The sequence below is a fragment of the Candidatus Electronema sp. TJ genome, assembly GCF_048287355.1.
Taxonomy (GTDB): domain Bacteria; phylum Desulfobacterota; class Desulfobulbia; order Desulfobulbales; family Desulfobulbaceae; genus Electronema.
This window is the reverse complement of sequence record NZ_JBLWEP010000025.1, coordinates 1-20,932: the sequence shown is the minus strand read 5'-3', so window position 1 is coordinate 20,932 and position 20,932 is coordinate 1. Positions and strand designations below refer to the sequence as shown.

The window sequence follows — 20,932 nt, the reverse complement described above, 5'->3', positions numbered from 1 at the left end:
TACAGAAATATAACGAGGACTGCTGAAAAGTTCCAGCCTTGAAGAAAACGTATCACTACATCTTGAGGACTACCAAGATTTATAGGTCACAACTTGGGTTAGTGAGATCGTTCATCGCCAAATCAGTGCCGCCGTGCGCAGAATTACAGCCCAACCTGCGCCAATTCTTTGACCAGCAGCTCCTGCTCGCCGCTGAGCTGCTTCGGCACCTGCACCAACATTTTTACGAACAAGTCGCCGCGTCCGCCAATCGGCCCAGATGGCAGTCCCTGCCCCTTAATCCGCAGCTTGGCCTCCGGCTGCACCCCAGCAGGTGCCTTGATTTTGAAAACCTTGCCGTCTAAGGCAATGATCTCCACCGCCGCGCCGAGGCAGGCCGCGCTGAAAGGAACTTTTTTCTCCATGATCAGGTTGTCGCCGTCGCGGATGAACTGCTCGTGCGGCAGCACAGTCACTTTCAGATAAAGATCACCGGGCTGGCCGCCGTGCGGGGAAGGCGCACCCTTGCCGCTCAGACGCAGCCGTTTGCCGCTCTCAATGCCTTTGGGCACCTTGACTGAGACATTTTCCGCCGCGCCGCTGCGGCGCAGACTGATGGTCTTCTCCGCGCCGTGCAGCACCTCCTCCAAGGTGACAGCCAGCTCGTAGGTCTGATCCTCGCCTTTGGCCGCCTGCTGCGGACGGCAGCCTCCGCCACCACAGCCGCCTCCGGCCTGACTGAAAAAATCAAAGGGGCTGCCGCCGCTGCCGCCGAAACGGAAACTCGTCCGCCCGCCGCCGCTGCCGCCGAAGCCGAACTGGCTGAGGATGTCGTTGAGGTCAAAGTTGCGGAAAATGTCCTCCTGCGAGTAGCGCTTCTGGAAGCCGGCTGCGCCGTACATGTCGTACTCCTTCCGCTTTTTCTCATCCGAGAGCACGGCGTAGGCCTCGCTGATCTCCTTGAACTTGGCCTCCGCAGCCTTGTCGCCCGGATTTTTGTCCGGGTGATACTTCACCGCCAGCTTGCGGTAGGCTTTTTTGATCTCGTCCGCCGAAGCTGTTTTTTCCACACCGAGTATCTTATAGTATTCCATAGCAATTTCTGGATATGTTCTGTTCAGTCAGCACTTCCGCCCTTCCGGCAGAAAACACTATAAGAACAATTCCGCATTTGTCCATGCCATGCGCGAAAGAGCAAGGGCGGCCGGACGCTGCTGTCCGCCGCCCTGAACGCGCCGCTGGCTGCTTGCTGTCAGAAGGGCACGTCGCTGCCTGTGCCGCCGGAACCGGAATAGGTCTCGTAGCCGCTGGGAGGCCCTCCGGCAGCCGGGCCAGGATCGCCGCTGTAATAGCCGCCGATTTCTCCGCCCTTGGGTGTCAGCATCTTCATGTCGCGGGCGACAATCTCGGTTGTCCAGCGGTCATGGCCGTCTTTATCCTGCCATTTCCGGGTCTGAAGTTTTCCTTCAATATAGACCTTTGAGCCTTTATGCAGGTATTCTTTGCAGATTTCCGCCAGTTTGTCCCATGCGACAATGCTGTGCCATTCGGTCTGCTCCTGCATCTGGCCATCCTGCCCTTTGCGGCGTTCGGAAGTGGCAAGACTGAACGAAGCCACCGGCATTCCTGCCTGCGTGTACCGCATCTCTGGATCCTTGCCAAGATTGCCGATTAAAATCACTTTATTGATCATTTCTCACCTTTGCTGTGTTGTTTTCAGATCAGGCTGCCATTTCCAGCCTCATCATAAACCTCGGCGCGAAAAAAAGCAGCCTCTTTTGCGGCCCGAAAGGCGCAAGCATGAAAAAGGGAACTGCGGAGCTTGCCTGCCGGTTGCGCTTCCGGTATAGTATAATAAATTGTACTAAACGTATTTGACTTTTTTACCGCCCGGAGACTGTTCCGGGAACGGCACACAGCGGAGCCGTCTGCTTCGCAGTTTTCTTTTTGATCAACCGACCGCTCTGGAAGAACAGCATAGCATGATGGGGTTTCTCGGTTCATTTCAAGCCAGAAAGGCCGCGTCAGCATTTCTGCTCATGACTGCGCAGGCTGCTGCTGTTCTGCTTTTCAGTTTGGGCGCGATGACTCAGAGTAACGGGCCGTCGCAGTGTCTGAGTCAGCCGCAGGGTCTGCCGGATATCCCGCCGCTCGATCTGTCCGAAATAGGGGATCAGCTCTTCTGGCTGTTGAAAAGCCGTCCGACAGCCCGACTGCATGTCAGCAGCATGAAAGGAGAGCCGACTCAGATGGATACCCTGCTGACGGAACTGTACACGGATAGTGGTTTCGCGCCGTATTGGGTGACAGAAGCCGGCCCGGCGGACCGTACCAGAATCATGCAGCTGCTGGCCGCGCTGGCGCGGACGGCGGAAGACGGGCTGACTCCAGCCCGCTATCCCGCCGCCGACATAGCCGCTCTTCTTTCAACCGCCAAGACAACGGAGGAGCTGGCCCGCCTTGACTTGCTGCTCACCTTAGCCCTGAGCGCCTATGTCACCGACATGCGGAAAGGACAGGCTGCCAGCGTAGGCTTTGACCCCGCTCTGCTCGCCGCTGTCCGTGGCAGCGGCAGCGATATGTCTCAAGTGGTCAAGCAGGGACTGCGTACTGTTGATCTGAGTCATTTTTTGGAAATGCAGCCGCCGCAGCATAAAGCCTACCGCGCTTTAAAGCGGCTGCTAGCCGAATACCGCCAGATTGAGGCAGTTGGCGGCTGGCCTCATATTCCGGATGGAAAAAAAATTGAAATAGGCATGACGGATAGCCGCCTCAGCCTGCTCGTCCAGCGGCTGCTGGCCACAGGCGATCTGTCAAAAACGGAAGCCGCCAAACCCTTTCTCCGGCACGAGGGTGCGCTTGTCAAAGCGTTAAAACAATTCCAAAACCGTCATAATCTGGAACCGGACGGCATCGTCGGCAAGATAACCTTGGCCGCCCTGAACATTCCGGTGCAGGAGCAGGTCAGCAGGATCATGCTCAATTTGGAGCGCTGGCGCTGGCTGCCACACCAGCTCGCAGGTCGCCGCATCTTGGTCAACATCGCAGGCTTCACCCTGACTGTCATGCTCGACACGGCAGAAGAGCTTTCCATGCCGGTAATTGTAGGCGAAACACACACCAAAACGCCAGTGTTCAGCCAAGCCATGAGCTACATCGAAATCAATCCCTATTGGACGGTGCCAAGCTCCATCGCTTGGAAAGAAATCGTGCCAAAAATGAAAAAAGATCCCGGATATCTGGACAGGCAACGCATCCGCATCTTCGCGGGCTGGAGTGGCAGTGCGCCAGAGATACCTCCTTCCGCCATCAACTGGCACACCATCGGCTCTGGCATCACTCGATACCGCCTGCGCCAAGAGCCAGGACCAAGCAATGCCTTGGGCTCAGTCAAATTCGTTTTTCCCAACCGCAGCAGCATCTACATGCACGATACGCCGGGCCGCAGCCTGTTTCAGCAGGCGCGGCGCTCCCTCAGTCACGGCTGCATCCGGGTAAGCCGTCCTCTTGATCTTGCCCTGCACCTGCTCCAGCAGGACGGTCAGAACATTAGCCAAGAACGGCTGCAACAAGCAGTGGCTTCAAAGAAGCAGCAGGTCTTTCTGCTTAGGAAGCCGGTGCCAGTGCATCTACTCTATCTGACTGTCTTGGCTGCCGAGGACGGCACCGCCCATTTTTATGAAGATATCTACGGTAACGACACGCATCTTGCCGAATCCCTGCATCTCTCCGGAGGCATTGAAGGCATATGCTTTTCTCTCCCTGATTAAAACCTCACTCTGGGCAGGCTGATGGTGAAGGCTGCCCCGCTTCTGCCGTCATCTAAGTTGCGAACGCTGACCTTGCCGTTATGATGCTCCATGATAGTGCGGACGATGTACAGCCCCAGTCCCATGTGCGGTCGGTCGTCCTTGAGGGGCCGGTGCGAAGTCATGGAGTTGAAAATCTGCTGCTGGAGGCTGGGTTCGATGCTCGGTCCCTGATTTATGACCTGTACGGAGACAGTCTCGCTCTGCCGTTCCAGCCGCAGCTCCACCGGCGTTTCTGGCAGGCGGAAAGAGACCGCGTTCTCCACCAGCTTGTCCAAAGCCTGATGCAGGCGTACCGGATCGCCCTCCACCAGCACCTCCTCATCCGGCGGCTGCCAGACAAAATCCACTCCACCGAACGCCAGCTGCCAGCTGTGTTCCAGCCACATTGAGAGTGCCCGGCCCAAGTCCAGCGGCTCCTTGCTGTCCAAAAGCAGAGCGTTTTTGAGGCTGGCCGCCTCGCGGATCGAGGTGAGCAGGCCCTCCAGCCGCTCCACGTCACGCTCAGCCCAGCGGATGTACTCCATAACCTGTTTTGAGGGCGGATTTTCCTGCTGGCGGAGCTGCTCCTGCTTGAGATTCTTCAGCGAGGCAGCCACGCCGGCCAGCGGAGTGCGCATTTCATGCTCCAGATTGTTGGCCATCTGTTCGCGGTGCTCGATCTGCTGGCGGAGCTGCTCCAGCATGGCACCCAGCGTCCGGCCCAAATCGCCGATTTCATCCCGCGCTCGATCCACCTTGATGCCGCTGCGGATGTGGCCGTCCGGAGCAATGGCCGAGGCTGCTTGATCGCGCAGCCGCCGTATCCGGCCTGAGAGCTGGTAGGCGAAGAGGAAAAAAATGCCGCCGCCAAGGAGGAAGGCCAACACCGACAGAGTGATGGTCTCCTCAATCATCCGGTTGCTGAAAGCGAGAATGGAACTGGTGGTCTGCTCCACCACCACGGCGGCAATAACTTTCCCCCCGTCGTGCAGTGGTGTGATGACCGTCAACACCTCGGCACCACCGTCCTTCATCAAGTAGCTGCTGAAGGAATGCCTGCCCGCCAACCCTTCCTTCATCCCTTGCAAATCGAGCTCTGCCGGCTGCGAGACCGGCTCCTGAATGTCGTCTGGGAGGGCAGCTATGAAGAAACGGAACAGCGGCTGGAGCAGCTCGCTGATCCGCTGCATGAGCCGGGCAAACTGATCCGTGTCCGCAAGTTGGCTTTCCGGCTTGCGCAGGCTGCCCACCTGAGCGCGTATGCGCTGATTCTGATCCACCACCCGGATACGGGCGTAAGGACGGTCTAAGGAGCGGAGTATATCCTCAATCGGCTTTGAAGTGCCCAGCAGCCAGCCAGGCTCCTGATTCTCCGTCAGATTGGCCGTGCCCAGCAGGGTGCGGACACCGCGCTCCTTCTCGTCATCCACATCAGCGACCGTGAAAGCCAGCTTGCTGCCGAGCAGCTCCAAGGGGATGCGGAGCTCCAGCACATAGCCTGCTCCGGTCTCTTTCCATGCGCCTTGAATGCGCTGCTCGCTGACCGGAAATTTGATCGGATTATCCGGCATGAGAAAGCCGTTGACCCAGCCCTCCTCGTGCGGGGCGATCAGGTATCTATGCTGCCCTGCTGCGTCTTCAATGAGTATCTGCACATGATCAGAGCGGTCTAACCGCAGGGAGCTGCGGCTGCGGTAAATCACCTTCTCATCCCGCACCTCAAAAAAGGCATAAAGGTGTTTGTCCTGATTGCCAACCATATGACGGAAGCTGAAGGCGGTTGGCACTTGGCCGCCGAAAGTTTCGGCTTGGGCAAGCTCCGGCTGCCAGTCATCCAATGCGCCGTCTAAACGGATGATATTGGAGAGCTGAAAAAGATAAAGGTCACGGCTCTGGTTGAGGGAACGGAACTGCTCTCGATCAAAGAGATCGCTCCGGTTGGTCAGTGCGGCGGCCACCGCTTGAGCAGTGAAATTGAGGGTGTCCTTCTGGCTGACGATCAGGCTGCTTTTGAGGGTGCTGTTCAGCCGCATCCCCAGCAGAGGGAAGAGCAGCAGCAGCAGGGAGAGCAGTGCCAATTTAAAGCGGAGGGGAAAACGCATTGCCGCTCAGGGCTGCCAGCGGTAGCCCATGCCGTACTCAGAGCGGATGGCGTTGAAATTCTGATCGTTCTCTCGGAATTTGTCCCGGATGCGACGGATGTGGGCGGCAATGGCATTGTTAGTGACAATGACACTGGCCGCCTCCATGAGTTGGTCATGATTTTTGACATGGCCGGGCCGCCGTGCCAGACAGAGCAGTATCCAGAACTCGGTCAGAGTGAGGCTGACCGGCTGGCCCCGCCAATGCACCTCCTTGCGGTCCTCGTCGATGCGCAGGTCTCCATGCTCGATGATACGGTTGTTCGCGCTGTTGCCGCGCAGGGCCTCGACGGTGCGGAACAGCGCGGAGATGCGGGCCGGGAGAAAGTCGAGGGTGGTGGTGTCCTTGGTCAGATAATCCCATGCCCCCAGCCGCAGACCAGAGACTCGGTCCACATCTGAATTGCGGGCAGTGAGGAAGATGATAGGAATCACTGGCGAGAGCGAGCGCAGGTGCTGGCAGAGGTCAAATCCCCCCTCCATCTCCTCTCCGAGCATAATGTCCAAAATGGCCAAGTCTGGCAGGGTACGCTCAAAGGCAGCCATCGCCTCCTTGCGGCTGCTGTAAGAGCTGACCTCATAACCTTCTCGGTGCAGGGCTTGGGCGTAGTTAGCTTGAAGCCTAGGATCGTCTTCAACAAGCGCGATGCGGTAGGTCATGGCGGTGGTCGCTGCGGACAAGATTAAAATCGTACTGCTGACAAGAAAATATACCATGCAGCGCAGCTTTTCTCCAACCGGAAAATTATTGTCACAATTCGTCATGTTGTTTGTCCGCCAAGTCATCATTCAACAGTGGAACAGTCACGGTCATTGCTCAGAATAACAGCTGAAAGCCCCCCAAAGAAAGAAGGAGAAAGAACATGGAGACAAAAAACAACCTGCTTGCAACGATTGATCCCGGTTACCTGATGGTGGCCATTTACATGCTCAGCGTCACCGCCCTGATGCTCTTCGGCTGGTTTGGAGCCGCCGGAGCAAGCGGCGAGGATGCCGCCGAACCAGCGGCGATCATAAAACTTCTTCAGCAGGAGCAGCAGCATGGCGCGGAATCACGCCGTTGATCCTGAATGCAACTACTGCCTGCAGTGCGGCGGCGAGTACCGAGCGGAAGTGCGGCGGTGCGCCGACTGCACCGCCGATCTGATCAGCGGCAGGGAAATTATAGAGCGGCAACAGCAGGAGCGGCAGCCTGCTGACTGCTGTCCGATCCGTCCTGATGACGACTTGGTCAGCATTCAGAGCGGGCCGTTGCTGCAAATGCAGATGGTGCAGGTATTGCTGAAGCGGAAGGGCATTCCTTCGCTGGCGGCAGGCGAATCCAGCGGAACCTGCGGCTGCGGCGGACCCAACCTTGTGATTCAGGTACGCCGCGCTGATGCGAAGGAAGCTCAGGCTGTTCTCGTCCGTGAGCACCTGCGTTCTACCGGCCTAAGCGAGCAGGAACTTGCCGTCGCTGGGGCTGTGTTTGACGCTGCGGCTGACTCCACCCTTTGTCCGGCCTGCGGCTGCCATTTTTCCACCAGCTTGAACACCTGCCCTGACTGCGGTCTCTGCTTTGCCTGAGCAACTCCGTTTATCCTCCCGCCGTCCCCTTCTTGCCGAAAGGGACGGAACATCTTCCGCCCACTCCCCCAAAAAAAGGAAAAGGACAGCCCTCTTGAAAAGTTCTTTTTTTTTTCAGGCGACATCAGGTAGTATTATTCTGATCATTTTACTGGCTGGCAGGAGCAGTGCTCAGGACTACGCACGTCGGCCAGATCACGGCAACAGCTTTAAGGAGAAAATATGAAGAAGTTTGCAGCATATGCGGTGTTGGGTTTGATGCTGGCCTCTGGTCCGGCAGCGGCGGCAGAGGAGAAGCCGGTGAAGCTGGAGACAGAAGAGCAGCGCTTCAGCTACGCGATAGGCATGGACTTTGGCTCCTACCTGAAAGGACTGGGGGAAAAATTCGACTTGGCCATCATTCAGCAGGGCATGACCGATGCCTACATTCCCGGTGCCAAAACATTGATGACTGCGGAGGAGGCGGCTCAGGAGCAGCAAAATTTCGGCAAACGGCAGCAAGAGAAGTTTATGGCTATGCTGACGGTCAACAAAGAGGCCGCTCAAAAATTTTTGGCGGAGAACAAGGGCAAGGAAGGGGTGAAGACCACGCAGTCTGGTCTCCAATACAAAGTCATCAAGGAAGGCAGCGGCCCGAAGCCAACTAATTCCGACGTAGTCAAAGTGCACTACAGGGGCACGCTGCTGAACGGTTCCGAGTTTGACAGCTCGCACAAGCGGAATGAGCCGGCCCGCTTCCGGGTTGACCAAGTCATTCCCGGCTGGACTGAGGCTCTGCAGCTGATGAATGTCGGCAGCGTCTGCGAGCTGTACATTCCGCCGGACTTAGCCTACGGCGACCGGGGTGCGCCTCCGGTGATTCAGCCTGGTTCCCTGCTGAAATTTGAGGTGGAGCTGCTGGAGATCGTCAAGGCTGAAGAACAAAAGAAAGAGGACGGCGGGGAAAAGAAGAACTGATTCTGTCCGTTGCTTCCGTTTACTGTGCGCCTGATCCCTTCGGGGATCAGGCTTTTTTTGTCTCAGTTTCCGCTCCGCTCCTCATAAATCGCCAAGCTGGTGTTGAAGACTAACCGCTCCAACTCCTCGTTCTGCGTCACCGCACGACCGATCTGCTCGCCGAAACGGCGGGCCTCCGCGATCTGCTCGCGGGTGTGGCCATATTTCGGGTAGTGATCCTGCATCCACGACATCCGCTCCGGCGTTTCTCCGGCCAGCTTGAGGAATACGCCGACAGTCCGCCACGGCTCCTTGCTGGTGTGGGTGAATATGATCCCGTTCGGCACCCGCGCCCCGAGATTTTTCAGCAATGATTTGATCCCCCACCAGTGCATTCGCCAGAAGCCCCGGCAGGAGATAACTGGAATCACTGTTTTTTGGGCGAAGAGCCGCTGGCCGTCGCGGTCAAGGAGCGAGAGCACCGGGCCGCTGGGGTTGTAGGACCAAGTCGGCCCAGCGAGGATGATCAGGTCGTATTGCTCAAAGCAGCGTTCCGGCAGCGGTTCAATGGGAATGCGCTGCCGGAAGAGCGTGACGATCATTTTTTTAACCGTCTTAGGGATAGTGCCGATAGGAAAATGCTGAGGAATGGTTGGGACAAGCCGCTCGCAGACCACCTCGGCTTCGTATTCCGCCATGCCGTCGAGCAGGGACTGGACGAGATTTTTGGTCTGAGAGCTGAACGAATAATACAGGACAAGAATGCGCTTGGACTGCGCCGGGCTGCCGCTCATGGGACACCTTTGCTTCCGCAGATGATTTTGATCATTTTTCTTGATAAGCAAAGGGAGGATACTTTACCACAGAACGGAAAATAAGAAAAGCCCTCTGACCGGCGCAATCTGGCCAGAGGGCTTTCTGGGGATACTGCCTCAGTTACGGCTTGGCGTGGCAAGCCCAGCAATCAGGCGTTTTCACCGAAGCATAGGCATGGCAGCTGTCGCAAAACTTTTCTTTGCTGCCGCCGTGGCAGGCCAAACAGCTCATGGTCGGCATCTGTCCTTTCATGTTTGCTGCGGCATTGGCATGGATGGCTTGGAGCACCTCCATGTGCTTGGCCCGCATTTCCGCCGCTGGCGGATGTTTCTGGCCGTTCGGAAATGCCGCGCCTTGCGCCATCTCTGGGGCTAGGTTAGGATCCTTGGCCGGAGCTGCGCCGACATTGCCAATAAAGCTGTTGTACCAGAAGGGAAAGGTGATCAGAAGAACAAAGACCGCCAGTCCCGGAATGATTTTGCCGCTGTCGTACATAGTTTCTCCTCCCGGTCAGACCATAGTCCGCAGACCCTCGGTCAGGTCTTGTCTGTTTTCGCCCTCAATCACCAAGGCATTGCCCACCAGCTCGCTCACGCCCGCCACCTGCACTTCCGGCACCCAATAGTTCATCAGGGCACTGAGGGTGGCGCGGTCAATGGCGCAGACGCAGGCCAGCGTGTTGATAGCATGCTTGTCATAGACATGCTTGACCGCGTTGGCGCGGGGCAGGCCGGAGCGCATCCGCAGCTCCATGATCTCTTCCGTGTTCAGGGCCGTGCCGGAGCCGCAGCAGAACGTCTTCTCGCGGATGGTATTTTCCGGCATTTCGTACCACTCGTCGAGCACGTTGTTGAGGATGTAGCGCGGCTCTTCCAGCATTCCCATCGCCCGCGCCGGGTTACAAGAATCGTGGAAGGTGGCCTTGATATGAGCGTTGCGGCTCTTGTCCAACTTAATCTTGCCGTGTTTGATCAGGTCGGCGGTGAACTCGCTGATATGCACCATCTTAGTCGAGGCCGCATTCTCAAAGACCGTGCCGGTGACTGGCGATTTCGGCACTTCAAGGAAGTCTGTCGGGCCATTCATGGTGTCCATGTACTGATGAATGACGCGCCACATGTGACCGCACTCACCACCGAGTATCCACTTCACACCCAAGCGTTTAGCCTCGGCATACATCTTGCCGTTCAGCTTCTTCATCATCTCGTTGGAGGTGAAGAGGCCGAAGTTGCCGCCTTCCGAGGCGTAGGTTGACCAAGTGTAGTCCAAGCCGATGGCCTCAAAGAGCAGCAGATAGCCCATGCAGGTGAAGATGCCCGGCTCGGCGAACACGTCTGCGGACGGAGTGATAAAGAGCACCTCCGCGCCTTTGCGGTTGAAGGTCGGATTGACCCGGATGCCGGTCAGGTTCTCGATGTCATCGCAAAGGAACTCGACATTGCCCTTGAAGGCCTGCGGAGTCAGGCCCATGTGGTTGCCAGTCCGGTTGGAGTTGGAAACCGGCTCCATCGCCCAGTTGATGCCGCAGCCGACCATGTGCAGCAACTCGCGCAGCATCATGGTGATCTCGGCGGTGTCAATGCCATACGGGCAGAAGACGGAGCAGCGGCGGCATTCCGTGCATTGATAAGCGTACATGAACCACTCTTTCAGCACGCCGACAGTCATTTCACGTCCGCCCGCCATCTTGCCGAGCAGCTTGCCTGCCAAGGTGAACTCCTGGCGATAGACTGAGCGCAGCAGTTCGGCCCGCAGCACCGGCATGTTCTTCGGATCGCCAGTGCCAAGGAAGAAATGGCACTTGTCCGCGCAAGCACCGCAGCGGACGCAGCAGTCCATGAATATCTTCAGAGAGCGGAAGCGGTCTAAGCGATCTGCCAGCCCCTTGATGATGATTTCCTTCCAATTCGGCGGCAGCTTCCAGTCCTCATCTTCCGGGTTCCAAGCGCGGGCGTTGGGGAAGCTCACGCCCTGCTGACTGTTGAGATACTCCAGCTTTTCCGGCTTGGTCGTGTAGGCGTAGTTGCCCGGCTTGAACACCGCCGGGATATCCATCCAGTCTTTGTCCGGCATGGAGCCGGTCATCAGGGTCGGGTCTTCGACCACGCTCCGCGCCAGCTCATCTTTTTTTATAACGGCCATTGTGATAGTCCCTTGTCCACCTGTTATTCGTCAGCCTTGCGGCAGTTCTTTTTCAACCGGGATGCCCTGCTCGATCATGTCCGCCCGGAATTCGTCCTCGTAAGACGCATAGGAATGCGGCCTGATGTCCGGGTTCCACGGATTGATGTGCCGCCGCATCCGGCTGTCATTGGCCAGATTGCGGGTCGGGCTGAGAAAGACTCCGCCCATGTGCATCAGCTTGGAGAAGGGGAAGTAGGCCAGCAGGCAGGAGACTAAGAACAGGTGTACGTAAAAGATTGAGGCGATGTCTGCGGGAACAACCGGCTTGAAGGTGGTCAGGCCGAGAGCGAGCTGCTTGATGGCGACAATGTCCACGCCGGAGCGGAGAAAATAACGCATCAAGATGCCGGTGAGGGCAATGCCGATCAGGAGGAAGAGCGGGAAGTAATCGTTGGCCAAGGAGATGTAGTTCACCGTTTTAATCAAGAAACGGCGGAGCAGCAGGGCGACCAGACCAATCAGAATCAACGCGTCGGTGACATAAAGCGACAGCTCCGGGGTGGGATTGAGGGTGAATCCGTCAATTGCCTCCAAGGCAGTGACCAAGAACAGCTCCGACCCGACAAAGAGGCGGAAATGCCGGAGCAGAATCACCAACATGCTGTAATGGAAGAGGATGCCGAAGAGCCAAAGCCAGCGGGTGGACGTGTAGGTCAGCTCCGGGCCAGGTTTGATGGTGGCCTTGGTGTTGCGCCAGAGAGAGCGGAAAAAGACGATCTCCATGAACATCCGGCCCAGCACTTCGCCGGTGCTGACCGGGGCCTCGAATTTGTCCCGCTTCACCCAAGGCATAGAAAAACCCTGCCCGCAGGTAGTGGGGATGCGGAACGGCACCGGCGACTTGGCCCAATAAAGAACCCGCCAGCAGAAGCCGCCGACAAAAAGAATCAAGGCCGCATACGGCACCGCAACACCGAAAAGGTATTGCAGGCCGGGTATGTTGGACCCGATCCACGCAATCAGCGCCAAAGCGATGACTGCAACCAAGGGGAAGATGTGCTTCATTGATCGCTCCCTTTAAAAAAATATCTTAAAGCATAAACACTATGCTTTGTCCGCTGCGCAGCCTCCTGTTCGTGCTGTAGGCGACAGTTCCCGCAAATTTTCCCGGATCAATGCTGAAGCGCAGGCTGAATCGGTGAGAATGTAGCTGCCGCTTTTCAGCTCCCGGATTCTTGCTTTGTACAGCCGCTCCCGGCATTCCATGTACAGATCAAAGGCGAGGAGCATCATCCGATCTGCTTCAGCCTCGAACGGAGCCAGCTCTGAAAGCAAATTCCGGCAGTCCTTGTCCGTCGAGAATACTTGACGCACAACTGCCTTTAAAGCCAGAATCGGCGCGACCGCCTGCGAGGGCGTGAAGTTCTGCACTGCCCGGATGCGGATGATCATGTCCAGCGGTTTGGTGAATTCTGAGGAATCCGCTCCGGCAATCAGCAAACGAAAGATTTGCGCCAAGCCCTCACGGATGTTCGCGCCAACTGGATTGGCGAAACAATCCTGCGATTTCTTGAAAAAGTCGGAAGACTCATAGGTGTCCAGCGTCCGTTCCGTCCACAGGGCAAGAATGGCATCCTCGTTGCGCTTCAAGGCTTCACTGAGGCTCTGCATGATGATCTTTTGCTCTATCATAATCGTGGGCTGATTTCAACAGAAAAATTGATGCGACCTCTTCTCGAAATCAACTCAATCAGGTTGCAGCGGCGAGCGAACCGGGTTCTTCTGTCGCGGTTTTTTCTCCTTCGCCATGAATTAACCCAAGTTGCGACCTGCAACAACTTGGGTTGTCACTACGTTTTGAGGACTGCTCTGTTTTGAACTCTTGCAGAAATTGCAGCCAGGCGGAAGGCTGCGTCATGCGCTGCGGAACCGCTTTGCTCCGGCTGAACGCCCGCAGCGGCAGCTGAAAACGCGTTTGCATCGCCCCGATTCCAATTGGAACCGGGGCGTTTTCGATTGGAACCGGGGCAAAGTCAATTGGAATCGCCCTGATTCCAGTTGGAATTGACACAATTCCTGCCGGAATCAACCCGATTCCGGTTGGAATCAGCCTGATTCCGATTGGAATCGGCCCGGTTCCAATTGACTTTGCCCTGATTCCAATCGACATTGACACGATTCCTGCCGGAATCAACCCGATTCCAATTGGAATTGCCCCGGTTCCAATCGGAAACGCTCCAATTCCAATTGACTTTGCCCTGATTCCAATCGACATTGACACGATTCCAATTGGAATCAGGGCAAAGCAAGCGCACTCCGCCGCACTTGCAGCGAGCATCCTTCCGGCGCAGGCGGCGGGAAAACAGAATAATTCAGCAGAGCTGCCTTGAACGCGCAGAAACAGCCATGCCTGCGGGCAAAGCGGACGCTTCAGGCTGGGCTGAGCAAAAAAACTTCCGCATAAGGTTTATGCTTCTCCTTCCGCCCGGCATGCGCAAGAAACTTTTCCGTGAACAGCAGAGGTCACAACTTGGGTTGTCCTTTCTTGCTCACTGACAAAGGAGTTATACTCGCCAAAAGAAGAGTTTTGCCGACTTGCAAAGGAGTCCGGCTTGGCCGAATAGAACTTGCTGGCAAACGAGCTGCACCCTTCCTTTGCTTACTTTTTGCGGCTTGAATTTTCCGCCACGGCTGCTGAATCATCCATCAGCGTGAGAGCAAGGTCGGCATAAGGATCTTGCGCCAGCTCCTCGGCCAAGCTCTTTTTGCCCTTTTTCCCATGCGCTTCTTCGTCCTCTTCGTCGCCGTCACGAACTCCGGCCGCTTCGGCTTCTTTTCTCGACTGCTCCAGCTCCTTGCGGTCTTTCAGCACCCCGGCCAGATAAACCGGCACCAGACTTTTTTCCTTGCGCTCCTTAGCGCGCAGGCGTTCCACCTCGATCTTTTTGAACTTCTCGCTCTCAGACAAGTAGCGGTCAGTTTTTAAATGGGCGGCGGCCGGGTCAATGCGGGGACCGCTCCATGTTCTGTAGGAGACGGCCTTCACCTGATCCCACGGCAGGGAGTTGTCTAAATACTGCTCGCCGCTTTCCAAATAATCCAGCATGCTGGGCAGCACCACGTCCGGCTCAACGCCTTTGTACTGTGTTGAGCTGCCGTTGATCCGGTAGAACTGCTGAATCGTGACTTTCAGCGCACCCAAGTCGTCATATTTTTTCAGATGCAACAGCGGCAGATTGCGGTTCATGTCCAACAGGGCCTGCACTGTGCCTTTGCCGTGGGTGTGCGCTCCGCCGACCACCAAGGCCCGACCGTAGTCTTGCAGTGCTCCGGCCAAAATTTCCGAAGCCGAGGCGGCAAACTGGTTGACCAGCACGATCATTGGGCCGTCATAGGCAAGATTCTTGTCCTCATCTTCCAGCACTGCAATCTTGCCGGTGGAATCTTTCACCTGCACCACCGGCCCGCCAGGCAGAAACAGCCCGGACACATCCACCGCGTCCGAAAGCGAGCCGCCGCCGTTGCCGCGCAGATCAAGAATCAGTCCGGCTACGCCTTCTTTTGTCAGTTTGTTCAGCTCGCTGCGGGTGTCATCAGTGACATTGCGGGAGACATTGCTCCGATTGTTGTCGGAAAAGTCCCGGTAAAAGCTGGGAATGCGGATGTAGCCGACCTTGCGTCCCTGCTTGTTTTTGAGAACCGCCGATTTGACATAGGTGTCCTCCAGTTTGACCACGTCGCGGACAATGGGGATGACAAGGCGTGTGCCGTCAGGTTTGGCGACAGTCAGGCGCACCGTGCTGCCCTTGGGGCCGCGGATGAGGGCCACCGCATCACGGATGGTCATGGCCGAGATGTCCACCGGCTCGCTTTTTTCCTCGTCAGCAACGGCCATGATGGCATCTTCGGCTTGAAGCTGGCCTTGGGCCTCAGCCGGACTGCCGGGAATGATGCTCACCACTTTGATCTGGCCGTCATCCTCCTTCAGCAGCGCACCGATGCCCTCCAAGGTGCCGCGCATGTGGATGTCGAAATCCTCTTTGGAGGTGGGAGGCATGTAGCTGGTGTGCGGATCGAAGGCTCTGGCGATCGTGTCGAAATAGCGGCTGTAGTGCTCCTGACGATCTGTTTTTTGCAGCCTCTCCAAGAAACGGCGCGTCTTTTTCCGCACCTTTTCTACTGCCGCCGCCCAAAACTGCTGATCAATCTCCGCGCTTTCAGGATTGATCAGGGGCCGCTTGGCTGCCTCCCGCTTTTTGTTCTCCTGGTCAATCTCTTCAAGATAAGTATCTATCACATCCAGCTTAAGAGCGCGCCGCCAGCGTTCCCGCAGCTCTTCAGCATTGGCCGGATAATCTGTTTTCTCCGGGTCGGTTTGCAGATACTCAATCCGGTTGGAATCAAATCCGGCATCTAACAGCTGGTCAGCCAGCTTGCTGACCTCTCCAGCCCGCCGGTTGAGCAAGGCCATGCCCGCATCAGGCAGCAGAATGCGCCCGCTGCTCAGCTCCTCTTGAATTTTCTCCGCAAATGCGTCAAGCTGCCGTATGTCTTCGGCGAGAAGGAGCAGCTTGCGCGGGTCAAGCTGCTTCAGGTACAGCGTGTAAGCCGCCTTGGACATCTGTTTGTCAAAAGGCTTGCGGCTGAAATGCTGCCGCTGCAGCTGCTGACTGAGCATGTAGCCAATCAGACGGTTCCGCCCGGCATCAAATTCGGTCGGCAGGACCTTGCCGTGAATTGATGCGCCGAAGAACAAGACCACCAGAACAACGCCGCCGAGGAGAAAACGATGCAGCCGCATGGGAAGACTCCAAAAGAATACAAAAAAACGGCCAGAGGCCGGTCTGCGGGAAACAGTGGTTATAAGCTGTTCAGCTGAACATGCTCAGCGAAGCCGGACAGAGTTTCATACCACGGGCTGGGTAAAATGTAAACAGGCAAAAAGAATGCGCAGAAAATAACGCGGCTTGCGCCAAGAAGAGGAATACATCTGAAGCATCATGCAATGATTCCCTTGCCCTGCGCCAGATTGTCCATCCCGCAGGGGCCTGCCCCTGCGGCGCAAAGCTTGCAGGAGAAACGTTTTATACTGCTCCAGCTACAGTCATTTTATACCGCTTTGGCCATATGAGTGGATTGGCAAAGCAGAGCAACACAGGGAACTGTATTGTTTTTCTCGACACGGCTTCATATCATATCCATTTCGGTGACCTTAAAATGATTTCTTCATCTCTTCCCGGAACCATCGGCATCGCCCTCAGTGGCGGGGTTGACTCTGCAACCGCCGCAGCCCTGCTGCTGGATCAAGGTGTTGCCGTGCAGGGCTTTTTCATGCTCCTGCTGCCGGAGAGCGGAGAGCAGGCCGCCAAGGCGCAGGCTGTCGCCGATCAGCTCGGCATTCCGCTGCACCTCGTTGACCTGCGCGAGGAGTTCCGCCAGCAGGTCATCGCCGCCTTTGCCGCCGCCTACTGCCAAGGTTTGACCCCAAACCCCTGCATCCTTTGCAACCGACTGATCAAATTCGGCCTCCTTTTTGAGGCGATGGCCGCGCAGGGCATGGAGGCAATGGCCACCGGCCATTATGCTCGGACAAAGGACGGCTGCCTGCGCCGTGGCCTCGATCCGGGCAAAGACCAGTCCTATTTCCTCTGCCGCCTGAGCGCGGCGCAGCTGGAGCGGCTCATCCTGCCGCTGGGGACTTGGCGAAAAAGCGAGGTCTTCGCCCGGGCGGCGGAGCTGGGCTTCAGCCAATTCAAGACAGGCGGCGAGAGTCAGGATGTCTGTTTCCTTGCCGGGCAGGACTTGACCTCGTTTCTGCGCAAGGAAGGGCTGGAGAGCTGCGGCGGCGAGATTGTCACGGCAGACGGCAGGGTGCTCGGCAGGCATCAAGGCTGCTGGAAATACACGGTGGGCCAGCGGCGCGGACTGGGCCTGCCTGACGCGACCCCGTGGTATGTCACCGGAATAGATGCAGGCAGCAACCGGGTGATTGCCGGCAAGAATGAGGAGCTGTTCCGGCGTGAGCTGCTGCTGGCCGAGGTGGAGTGGCATATTCCGCCGCCAGAGCCCTGGCAAGGCCAGGTGCAGCTTCGTTCGCACCATCAGGCTGCCGAGGCGAGGGCCGTGCCTGCGGAGAACGGCTGCTGGCGGGTCTGCTTTGACGAGCCGCAGCGGGCGGTCACGCCGGGACAGTTTGCAGTCTTCTATGAAGACGACCGAGTGGCTGGTTCCGGGATTATCCAGCAGATGCCGTTTTCCAAATAACGTCCGTTTTCATCCCGCCCCTGCCGCTTTAGGCTTGCGCAGCCGGGCAATTCAGTGTATATAGATTCTTTTTTTTCAGGCAGCCGCCTGTCGCCAGGCAGCGGTGGCATGGGGCACGTGTCAAGGGGTTGCAGAATGCTGTGACTCCTTTTTTTATTTTTCAACTGACGTTTGCAGGCGGGCGGCTGGGTTCCGTCCGGGGCAGGCCGGGGAAGATCACAGCAGTCAGGAAGCAGAGGAATCAGAGATGAACAAAGATTTGAAATTTGTGCGGAACATCGGCATCAGCGCCCACATTGACTCGGGCAAGACCACGCTCACCGAACGCATTCTGTTTTACACCCAACGCATCCACGCCATTCATGAGGTGCGCGGCAAGGACGGCGTGGGCGCGACGATGGACTCGATGGAGCTGGAGCGGGAGCGCGGCATCACCATCCAGTCCGCCGCCACCTACTGCTCGTGGAAGGACACCAGCATAAACATCATTGACACCCCCGGCCACGTGGACTTCACGGTCGAGGTGGAGCGCGCCCTGCGCGTGCTGGACGGTGCCATCCTCGTCCTCTGCTCGGTGGGCGGCGTGCAGTCGCAGTCCATCACGGTTGACCGGCAGATGACCCGCTACAACGTCCCGCGCATTGCCTTCATCAACAAGTGTGACCGCACCGGTGCCAACCCAGAGCGCGTTGTCCGTCAGCTCCGCGAGAAGCTGAACCTGAACGCGGTGATGCTTCAGATTCCCATTGGCCTTGAGGCTGATCTCGACGGTGTGGTTGACTTGGTGACGATGGAGGCGGTCTATTTCGAGGGCGAGCAGGGCCGTGATATCCGCCGCGCCGAGATTCCTGCCAACCTGCTGGAGCAGGCCAAGACCAAGCGCGACGAGCTGCTGGATGCGGTCTCCATGTTCTCGGACGAGCTGATGGAGGCCATGCTGGAAGAAGGCGACATTCCCGTGCAGCTGATCCGCGACGCGATCCGCAAGGGCACGCTTTCTCTGCAACTGGCTCCGGTGATGATGGGCTCCGCCTATAAGAACAAGGGCGTGCAGGAGCTGCTTGACGGCGTGAACATGTATCTGCCCAGCCCGACTGAGGTGGAGAACATCGCCCTTGACCTCGACAACAACGAGGCCGAGGTCAAAGTCAGCAACAACCCGGCTGATCCGCTGGTGGCGCTGGCCTTCAAGCTCGAGGACGGACGCTACGGCCAGCTCACCTATGTCCGCACCTATCAGGGCGAGATTAAGAAAGGCGACTTCATCGTCAACTCGCGCACCGGCAAAAAGGTCAAAGTGGGCCGTTTAGTGCGGATGCACGCCAATGAGATGGAGGAGATTGACGAGGCTGGCTCCGGCGACATCATCGCCCTGTTTGGCGTGGAGTGCGCTTCCGGTGACACCTTCTGCGGCGGCAACATCAACTGGTCTATGACCTCAATGCACATCCCGGCCCCGGTTATTTCTTTGGCAATCAAGCCGAAGGACACCAAGGCCCAGGACAACATCTCCAAGGCCCTGAACCGCTTCTGCAAGGAAGACCCGACCTTCAAGTCCTTTGTGGATCATGAGACCGGCGAGACCATCATCTCCGGCATGGGCGAGCTGCACTTGGACGTGTACATTGAACGGATGAAACGCGAGTACAAGGCCGAGGTTGAGGTCGGTGCGCCGCGTGTCGCCTACCGCGAGGCCATCACCCAGCGGGCAGACTTCGACTACACCCACAAGAAGCAGACCGGCGGCTCTGGTCAATTTGGCCGGGTGGCGGGTTACATGGAGCCAATGGAAGAGGGCAACTACGAATTTGTTGACGAGATCGTCGGCGGCTCCATTCCCCGTGAGTTCATCCCCTCCTGCGACAAGGGCTTCCAGGCTTCAATGGACAAGGGTCTGCTCATCGGCGCACCAATCAACGGCGTGCGCATGGTGATCAACGACGGCAGCTACCATACGGTTGACTCCTCGGACATGGCCTTCCAGCAGGCGGCGAAAGGCGCGTTCAAAGAAGCCTACCGCAAGGCAGGCGCGGTGATCATGGAGCCGATCATGAAGGTGGCAGTGGAAGGGCCGTCCGAGTTCCAAGGCTCGATCATGGGCAGCCTGAACCAGCGGCGCGGCATGATCGTCGGCACCACAGAGGAGGCCAGCTACACGGTGGTCGAGGCGGAGATGCCGCTGTCCGAGATGTTCGGCTACTCCACTGTGCTGCGTTCGCTGACCCAAGGCAAGGCGGAGTTCACGATGGAGTTCGCCGCCTACCGGCAGGTGCCGAAAGGCGTGGCCGAGCAGCTGATCAAGGACTTTGAAGCCTCCAAGAAGAACTGACACACACCACCACGAGGTGCATTATGGGATATGAGCCATTAGTCAAGCAGAACCCCCTGAGGGTGCTGAAGCTGACCGGAAACGACAAGAAGATGGGCCTGATCATGGCCCGTGCGGGCATCGGCAAAACCGCCCTGCTGGTGCAGATTGCGCTGGATGCGATCCTGCGCGGCAAGCGGGTGCTGCATATCAGCGTCGGCGAGAGCTTGGACAAGACCAAGCTCTGGTACGACGACATGCTTCAGGCTGTGCTGAACGACTGCCCGGTGGCCAAGCCGCACGAGCTGATTGACATGGTGCGGCAGCATCGGATGATCATGACCTTCAAGGTCGGCGGCTTTGACCGCGAGCGGCTGGCCGAGCGGCTGCACGACCTGATCGAGCAGCACATTTTCACGCCAGACTGCGTGGTGATTGACGGCTTTGACTTTGCCGCCGCTGATCATGCCAAGCTGGAAGGCATCCGTGCGCTGATGGAGGAGCTGAAGCTGCAAACCTGGTTCTCCGCCACCAGCCACCGCGACGATGCCCGCGTGTCGCCGTCCGGGGTGCCTGCGCCCTGTCATGAGATGGATGACCTCTTTGAGACCGTGGCCCTGCTCAAGTCGTATCAGGATCACGTCCAGTTAGAAATCCTCCGCGACGGCGGCAAGAAGGCGGAGGAGAACAGCCATCTCCGTCTTGATCCTGCCACCATGATGGTCAAGCAGGCATAGCCAATCCACGCCTGCTCCTTCGCCGAAGGTCTCAAAGATCATCGCCGATGTTCAGCCGGACCTTCGCCGAAGGTCTCAAAGATCATCGCCGATGTTCAGCCGGACCTTCGCCGAAGGTCTCAAAGATCATCGCCGATGTTCAGCCGGACCTTCGCCGAAGGTCTCAAAGATCATCGCCGATGTTCAGCCGGACCTTCGCCGAAGGTCTCAAAGATCATCGCCGATGTTCAGCCGGACCTTCGCCGAAGGTCTCAAAGACCATCGCCGATG

19 protein-coding genes are annotated in these 20,932 nt (G+C 57.5%); 7 read left to right on the top strand and 12 right to left on the bottom strand.

Going from position 1 to position 20,932, the window contains the following annotated elements:
• Positions 1-143: 143 nt before the first annotated feature.
• The 3 genes from ACNKID_RS03400 to ACNKID_RS03390 all read right to left on the bottom strand — a co-directional run bounded on the left by ACNKID_RS03400 (position 144) and on the right by ACNKID_RS03390 (position 2,010).
• Positions 144-1,073 (bottom strand): DnaJ C-terminal domain-containing protein, encoded by a 930-nt coding sequence (locus tag ACNKID_RS03400; protein ID WP_417912030.1) that lies wholly within the window; start codon positions 1,071-1,073, stop codon positions 144-146.
• A 158-nt stretch (positions 1,074-1,231) separates the two neighbouring features.
• Entirely contained in the window at positions 1,232-1,672 is a 441-nt protein-coding gene (locus tag ACNKID_RS03395; protein WP_417912029.1) for a single-stranded DNA-binding protein, read from the bottom strand.
• Between the two features lie 23 nt (positions 1,673-1,695).
• Positions 1,696-2,010 carry a hypothetical protein gene (locus ACNKID_RS03390; protein ID WP_417912028.1) on the bottom strand — a complete coding sequence of 105 codons (315 nt, stop codon included), beginning with the start codon at positions 2,008-2,010 and terminating at the stop codon, positions 1,696-1,698.
• Between the two features lie 53 nt (positions 2,011-2,063).
• On the opposite strand from ACNKID_RS03390, the gene ACNKID_RS03385 reads away from it, so the two are divergent.
• The gene (locus tag ACNKID_RS03385; RefSeq protein ID WP_417912027.1) at positions 2,064-3,749 is read left to right on the top strand and encodes a L,D-transpeptidase family protein; all 1,686 of its coding nucleotides are present in this window, start codon (positions 2,064-2,066) and stop codon (positions 3,747-3,749) included.
• On the opposite strand, the gene ACNKID_RS03380 is transcribed toward ACNKID_RS03385, so the two are convergent.
• Complete coding sequence (locus tag ACNKID_RS03380; protein ID WP_417912026.1) at positions 3,746-5,872, bottom strand: ATP-binding protein; 2,127 nt, start codon at positions 5,870-5,872, stop codon at positions 3,746-3,748. The genes ACNKID_RS03385 and ACNKID_RS03380 overlap by 4 nt on opposite strands.
• Before the next feature lie 6 nt (positions 5,873-5,878).
• Positions 5,879-6,571 (bottom strand): response regulator, encoded by a 693-nt coding sequence (locus ACNKID_RS03375; protein WP_417912031.1) that lies wholly within the window; start codon positions 6,569-6,571, stop codon positions 5,879-5,881.
• Between the two features lie 203 nt (positions 6,572-6,774).
• Between ACNKID_RS03375 and ACNKID_RS03370 the strand changes: the two genes are divergently transcribed.
• The 3 genes from ACNKID_RS03370 (at position 6,775) to ACNKID_RS03360 (ending at position 8,434) form a co-directional block, all read left to right on the top strand.
• Positions 6,775-6,975 (top strand): hypothetical protein, encoded by a 201-nt coding sequence (locus ACNKID_RS03370; RefSeq protein ID WP_417912025.1) that lies wholly within the window; start codon positions 6,775-6,777, stop codon positions 6,973-6,975.
• The gene (locus ACNKID_RS03365) at positions 6,953-7,477 is read left to right on the top strand and encodes a hypothetical protein (RefSeq protein ID WP_417912024.1); all 525 of its coding nucleotides are present in this window, start codon (positions 6,953-6,955) and stop codon (positions 7,475-7,477) included. The genes ACNKID_RS03370 and ACNKID_RS03365 overlap by 23 nt, the downstream gene beginning before the upstream one ends.
• A gap of 222 nt (positions 7,478-7,699) precedes the next feature.
• Positions 7,700-8,434 carry an FKBP-type peptidyl-prolyl cis-trans isomerase gene (locus tag ACNKID_RS03360; protein ID WP_417912023.1) on the top strand — a complete coding sequence of 245 codons (735 nt, stop codon included), beginning with the start codon at positions 7,700-7,702 and terminating at the stop codon, positions 8,432-8,434.
• A 62-nt stretch (positions 8,435-8,496) separates the two neighbouring features.
• Here the strand turns inward: ACNKID_RS03360 and ACNKID_RS03355 are convergent, their stop codons facing one another.
• The 7 genes from ACNKID_RS03355 to ACNKID_RS03325 form a co-directional block, all read right to left on the bottom strand.
• Positions 8,497-9,207: a flavodoxin family protein gene (locus tag ACNKID_RS03355; protein WP_417912022.1), complete on the bottom strand. Its 711-nt coding sequence runs from the start codon at positions 9,205-9,207 to the stop codon at positions 8,497-8,499.
• A 142-nt stretch (positions 9,208-9,349) separates the two neighbouring features.
• Positions 9,350-9,724, bottom strand: a complete 375-nt coding sequence (locus ACNKID_RS03350; RefSeq protein ID WP_417912021.1) for a cytochrome C — start codon at positions 9,722-9,724, stop codon at positions 9,350-9,352.
• A gap of 15 nt (positions 9,725-9,739) precedes the next feature.
• Positions 9,740-11,371, bottom strand: coding sequence for a sulfate reduction electron transfer complex DsrMKJOP subunit DsrK (gene dsrK, locus ACNKID_RS03345; protein ID WP_417912020.1), 1,632 nt, complete (start codon positions 11,369-11,371; stop codon positions 9,740-9,742).
• 30 nt (positions 11,372-11,401) lie between these two features.
• Complete coding sequence (dsrM, locus tag ACNKID_RS03340) at positions 11,402-12,418, bottom strand: sulfate reduction electron transfer complex DsrMKJOP subunit DsrM (protein ID WP_417912019.1); 1,017 nt, start codon at positions 12,416-12,418, stop codon at positions 11,402-11,404.
• A gap of 39 nt (positions 12,419-12,457) precedes the next feature.
• Entirely contained in the window at positions 12,458-13,045 is a 588-nt protein-coding gene (locus ACNKID_RS03335; protein WP_417912018.1) for an RsbRD N-terminal domain-containing protein, read from the bottom strand.
• Between the two features lie 58 nt (positions 13,046-13,103).
• Complete coding sequence (locus ACNKID_RS03330; protein WP_417912017.1) at positions 13,104-13,628, bottom strand: hypothetical protein; 525 nt, start codon at positions 13,626-13,628, stop codon at positions 13,104-13,106.
• Between the two features lie 384 nt (positions 13,629-14,012).
• The gene (locus tag ACNKID_RS03325; RefSeq protein WP_417912016.1) at positions 14,013-16,154 is read right to left on the bottom strand and encodes a carboxy terminal-processing peptidase; all 2,142 of its coding nucleotides are present in this window, start codon (positions 16,152-16,154) and stop codon (positions 14,013-14,015) included.
• 416 nt (positions 16,155-16,570) lie between these two features.
• On the opposite strand from ACNKID_RS03325, the gene mnmA reads away from it, so the two are divergent.
• The 3 genes from mnmA (at position 16,571) to ACNKID_RS03310 (ending at position 20,662) form a co-directional block, all read left to right on the top strand.
• Positions 16,571-17,617 (top strand): tRNA 2-thiouridine(34) synthase MnmA, encoded by a 1,047-nt coding sequence (mnmA, locus tag ACNKID_RS03320; RefSeq protein ID WP_417912015.1) that lies wholly within the window; start codon positions 16,571-16,573, stop codon positions 17,615-17,617.
• A gap of 247 nt (positions 17,618-17,864) precedes the next feature.
• Positions 17,865-19,946, top strand: coding sequence for an elongation factor G (gene fusA, locus ACNKID_RS03315; protein WP_417912014.1), 2,082 nt, complete (start codon positions 17,865-17,867; stop codon positions 19,944-19,946).
• Positions 19,947-19,969: 23 nt separating this feature from the next.
• Positions 19,970-20,662 (top strand): hypothetical protein, encoded by a 693-nt coding sequence (locus ACNKID_RS03310; RefSeq protein ID WP_417912013.1) that lies wholly within the window; start codon positions 19,970-19,972, stop codon positions 20,660-20,662.
• Positions 20,663-20,932 lie beyond the last annotated feature (270 nt).

Excerpts from the sequence above, each read along its gene's own strand:
- ACNKID_RS03400 (WP_417912030.1), bottom strand. The coding sequence starts at position 1,073 with ATGGAATACTATAAGATACTCGGTGTGGAAAAAACAGCTTCGGCGGAC.
- ACNKID_RS03395 (WP_417912029.1), bottom strand. The coding sequence starts at position 1,672 with ATGATCAATAAAGTGATTTTAATCGGCAATCTTGGCAAGGATCCAGAG.
- ACNKID_RS03390 (WP_417912028.1), bottom strand. The coding sequence starts at position 2,010 with ATGCTGACGCGGCCTTTCTGGCTTGAAATGAACCGAGAAACCCCATCA.
- ACNKID_RS03385 (WP_417912027.1), top strand. The coding sequence starts at position 2,064 with ATGACTCAGAGTAACGGGCCGTCGCAGTGTCTGAGTCAGCCGCAGGGT.
- ACNKID_RS03380 (WP_417912026.1), bottom strand. The coding sequence starts at position 5,872 with ATGCGTTTTCCCCTCCGCTTTAAATTGGCACTGCTCTCCCTGCTGCTG.
- ACNKID_RS03375 (WP_417912031.1), bottom strand. The coding sequence starts at position 6,571 with ATGACCTACCGCATCGCGCTTGTTGAAGACGATCCTAGGCTTCAAGCT.
- ACNKID_RS03370 (WP_417912025.1), top strand. The coding sequence starts at position 6,775 with ATGGAGACAAAAAACAACCTGCTTGCAACGATTGATCCCGGTTACCTG.
- ACNKID_RS03365 (WP_417912024.1), top strand. The coding sequence starts at position 6,953 with ATGGCGCGGAATCACGCCGTTGATCCTGAATGCAACTACTGCCTGCAG.
- ACNKID_RS03360 (WP_417912023.1), top strand. The coding sequence starts at position 7,700 with ATGAAGAAGTTTGCAGCATATGCGGTGTTGGGTTTGATGCTGGCCTCT.
- ACNKID_RS03355 (WP_417912022.1), bottom strand. The coding sequence starts at position 9,207 with ATGAGCGGCAGCCCGGCGCAGTCCAAGCGCATTCTTGTCCTGTATTAT.
- ACNKID_RS03350 (WP_417912021.1), bottom strand. The coding sequence starts at position 9,724 with ATGTACGACAGCGGCAAAATCATTCCGGGACTGGCGGTCTTTGTTCTT.
- dsrK (WP_417912020.1), bottom strand. The coding sequence starts at position 11,371 with ATGGCCGTTATAAAAAAAGATGAGCTGGCGCGGAGCGTGGTCGAAGAC.
- dsrM (WP_417912019.1), bottom strand. The coding sequence starts at position 12,418 with ATGAAGCACATCTTCCCCTTGGTTGCAGTCATCGCTTTGGCGCTGATT.
- ACNKID_RS03335 (WP_417912018.1), bottom strand. The coding sequence starts at position 13,045 with ATGATAGAGCAAAAGATCATCATGCAGAGCCTCAGTGAAGCCTTGAAG.
- ACNKID_RS03330 (WP_417912017.1), bottom strand. The coding sequence starts at position 13,628 with ATGTCGATTGGAATCAGGGCAAAGTCAATTGGAATTGGAGCGTTTCCG.
- ACNKID_RS03325 (WP_417912016.1), bottom strand. The coding sequence starts at position 16,154 with ATGCGGCTGCATCGTTTTCTCCTCGGCGGCGTTGTTCTGGTGGTCTTG.
- mnmA (WP_417912015.1), top strand. The coding sequence starts at position 16,571 with ATGATTTCTTCATCTCTTCCCGGAACCATCGGCATCGCCCTCAGTGGC.
- fusA (WP_417912014.1), top strand. The coding sequence starts at position 17,865 with ATGAACAAAGATTTGAAATTTGTGCGGAACATCGGCATCAGCGCCCAC.
- ACNKID_RS03310 (WP_417912013.1), top strand. The coding sequence starts at position 19,970 with ATGGGATATGAGCCATTAGTCAAGCAGAACCCCCTGAGGGTGCTGAAG.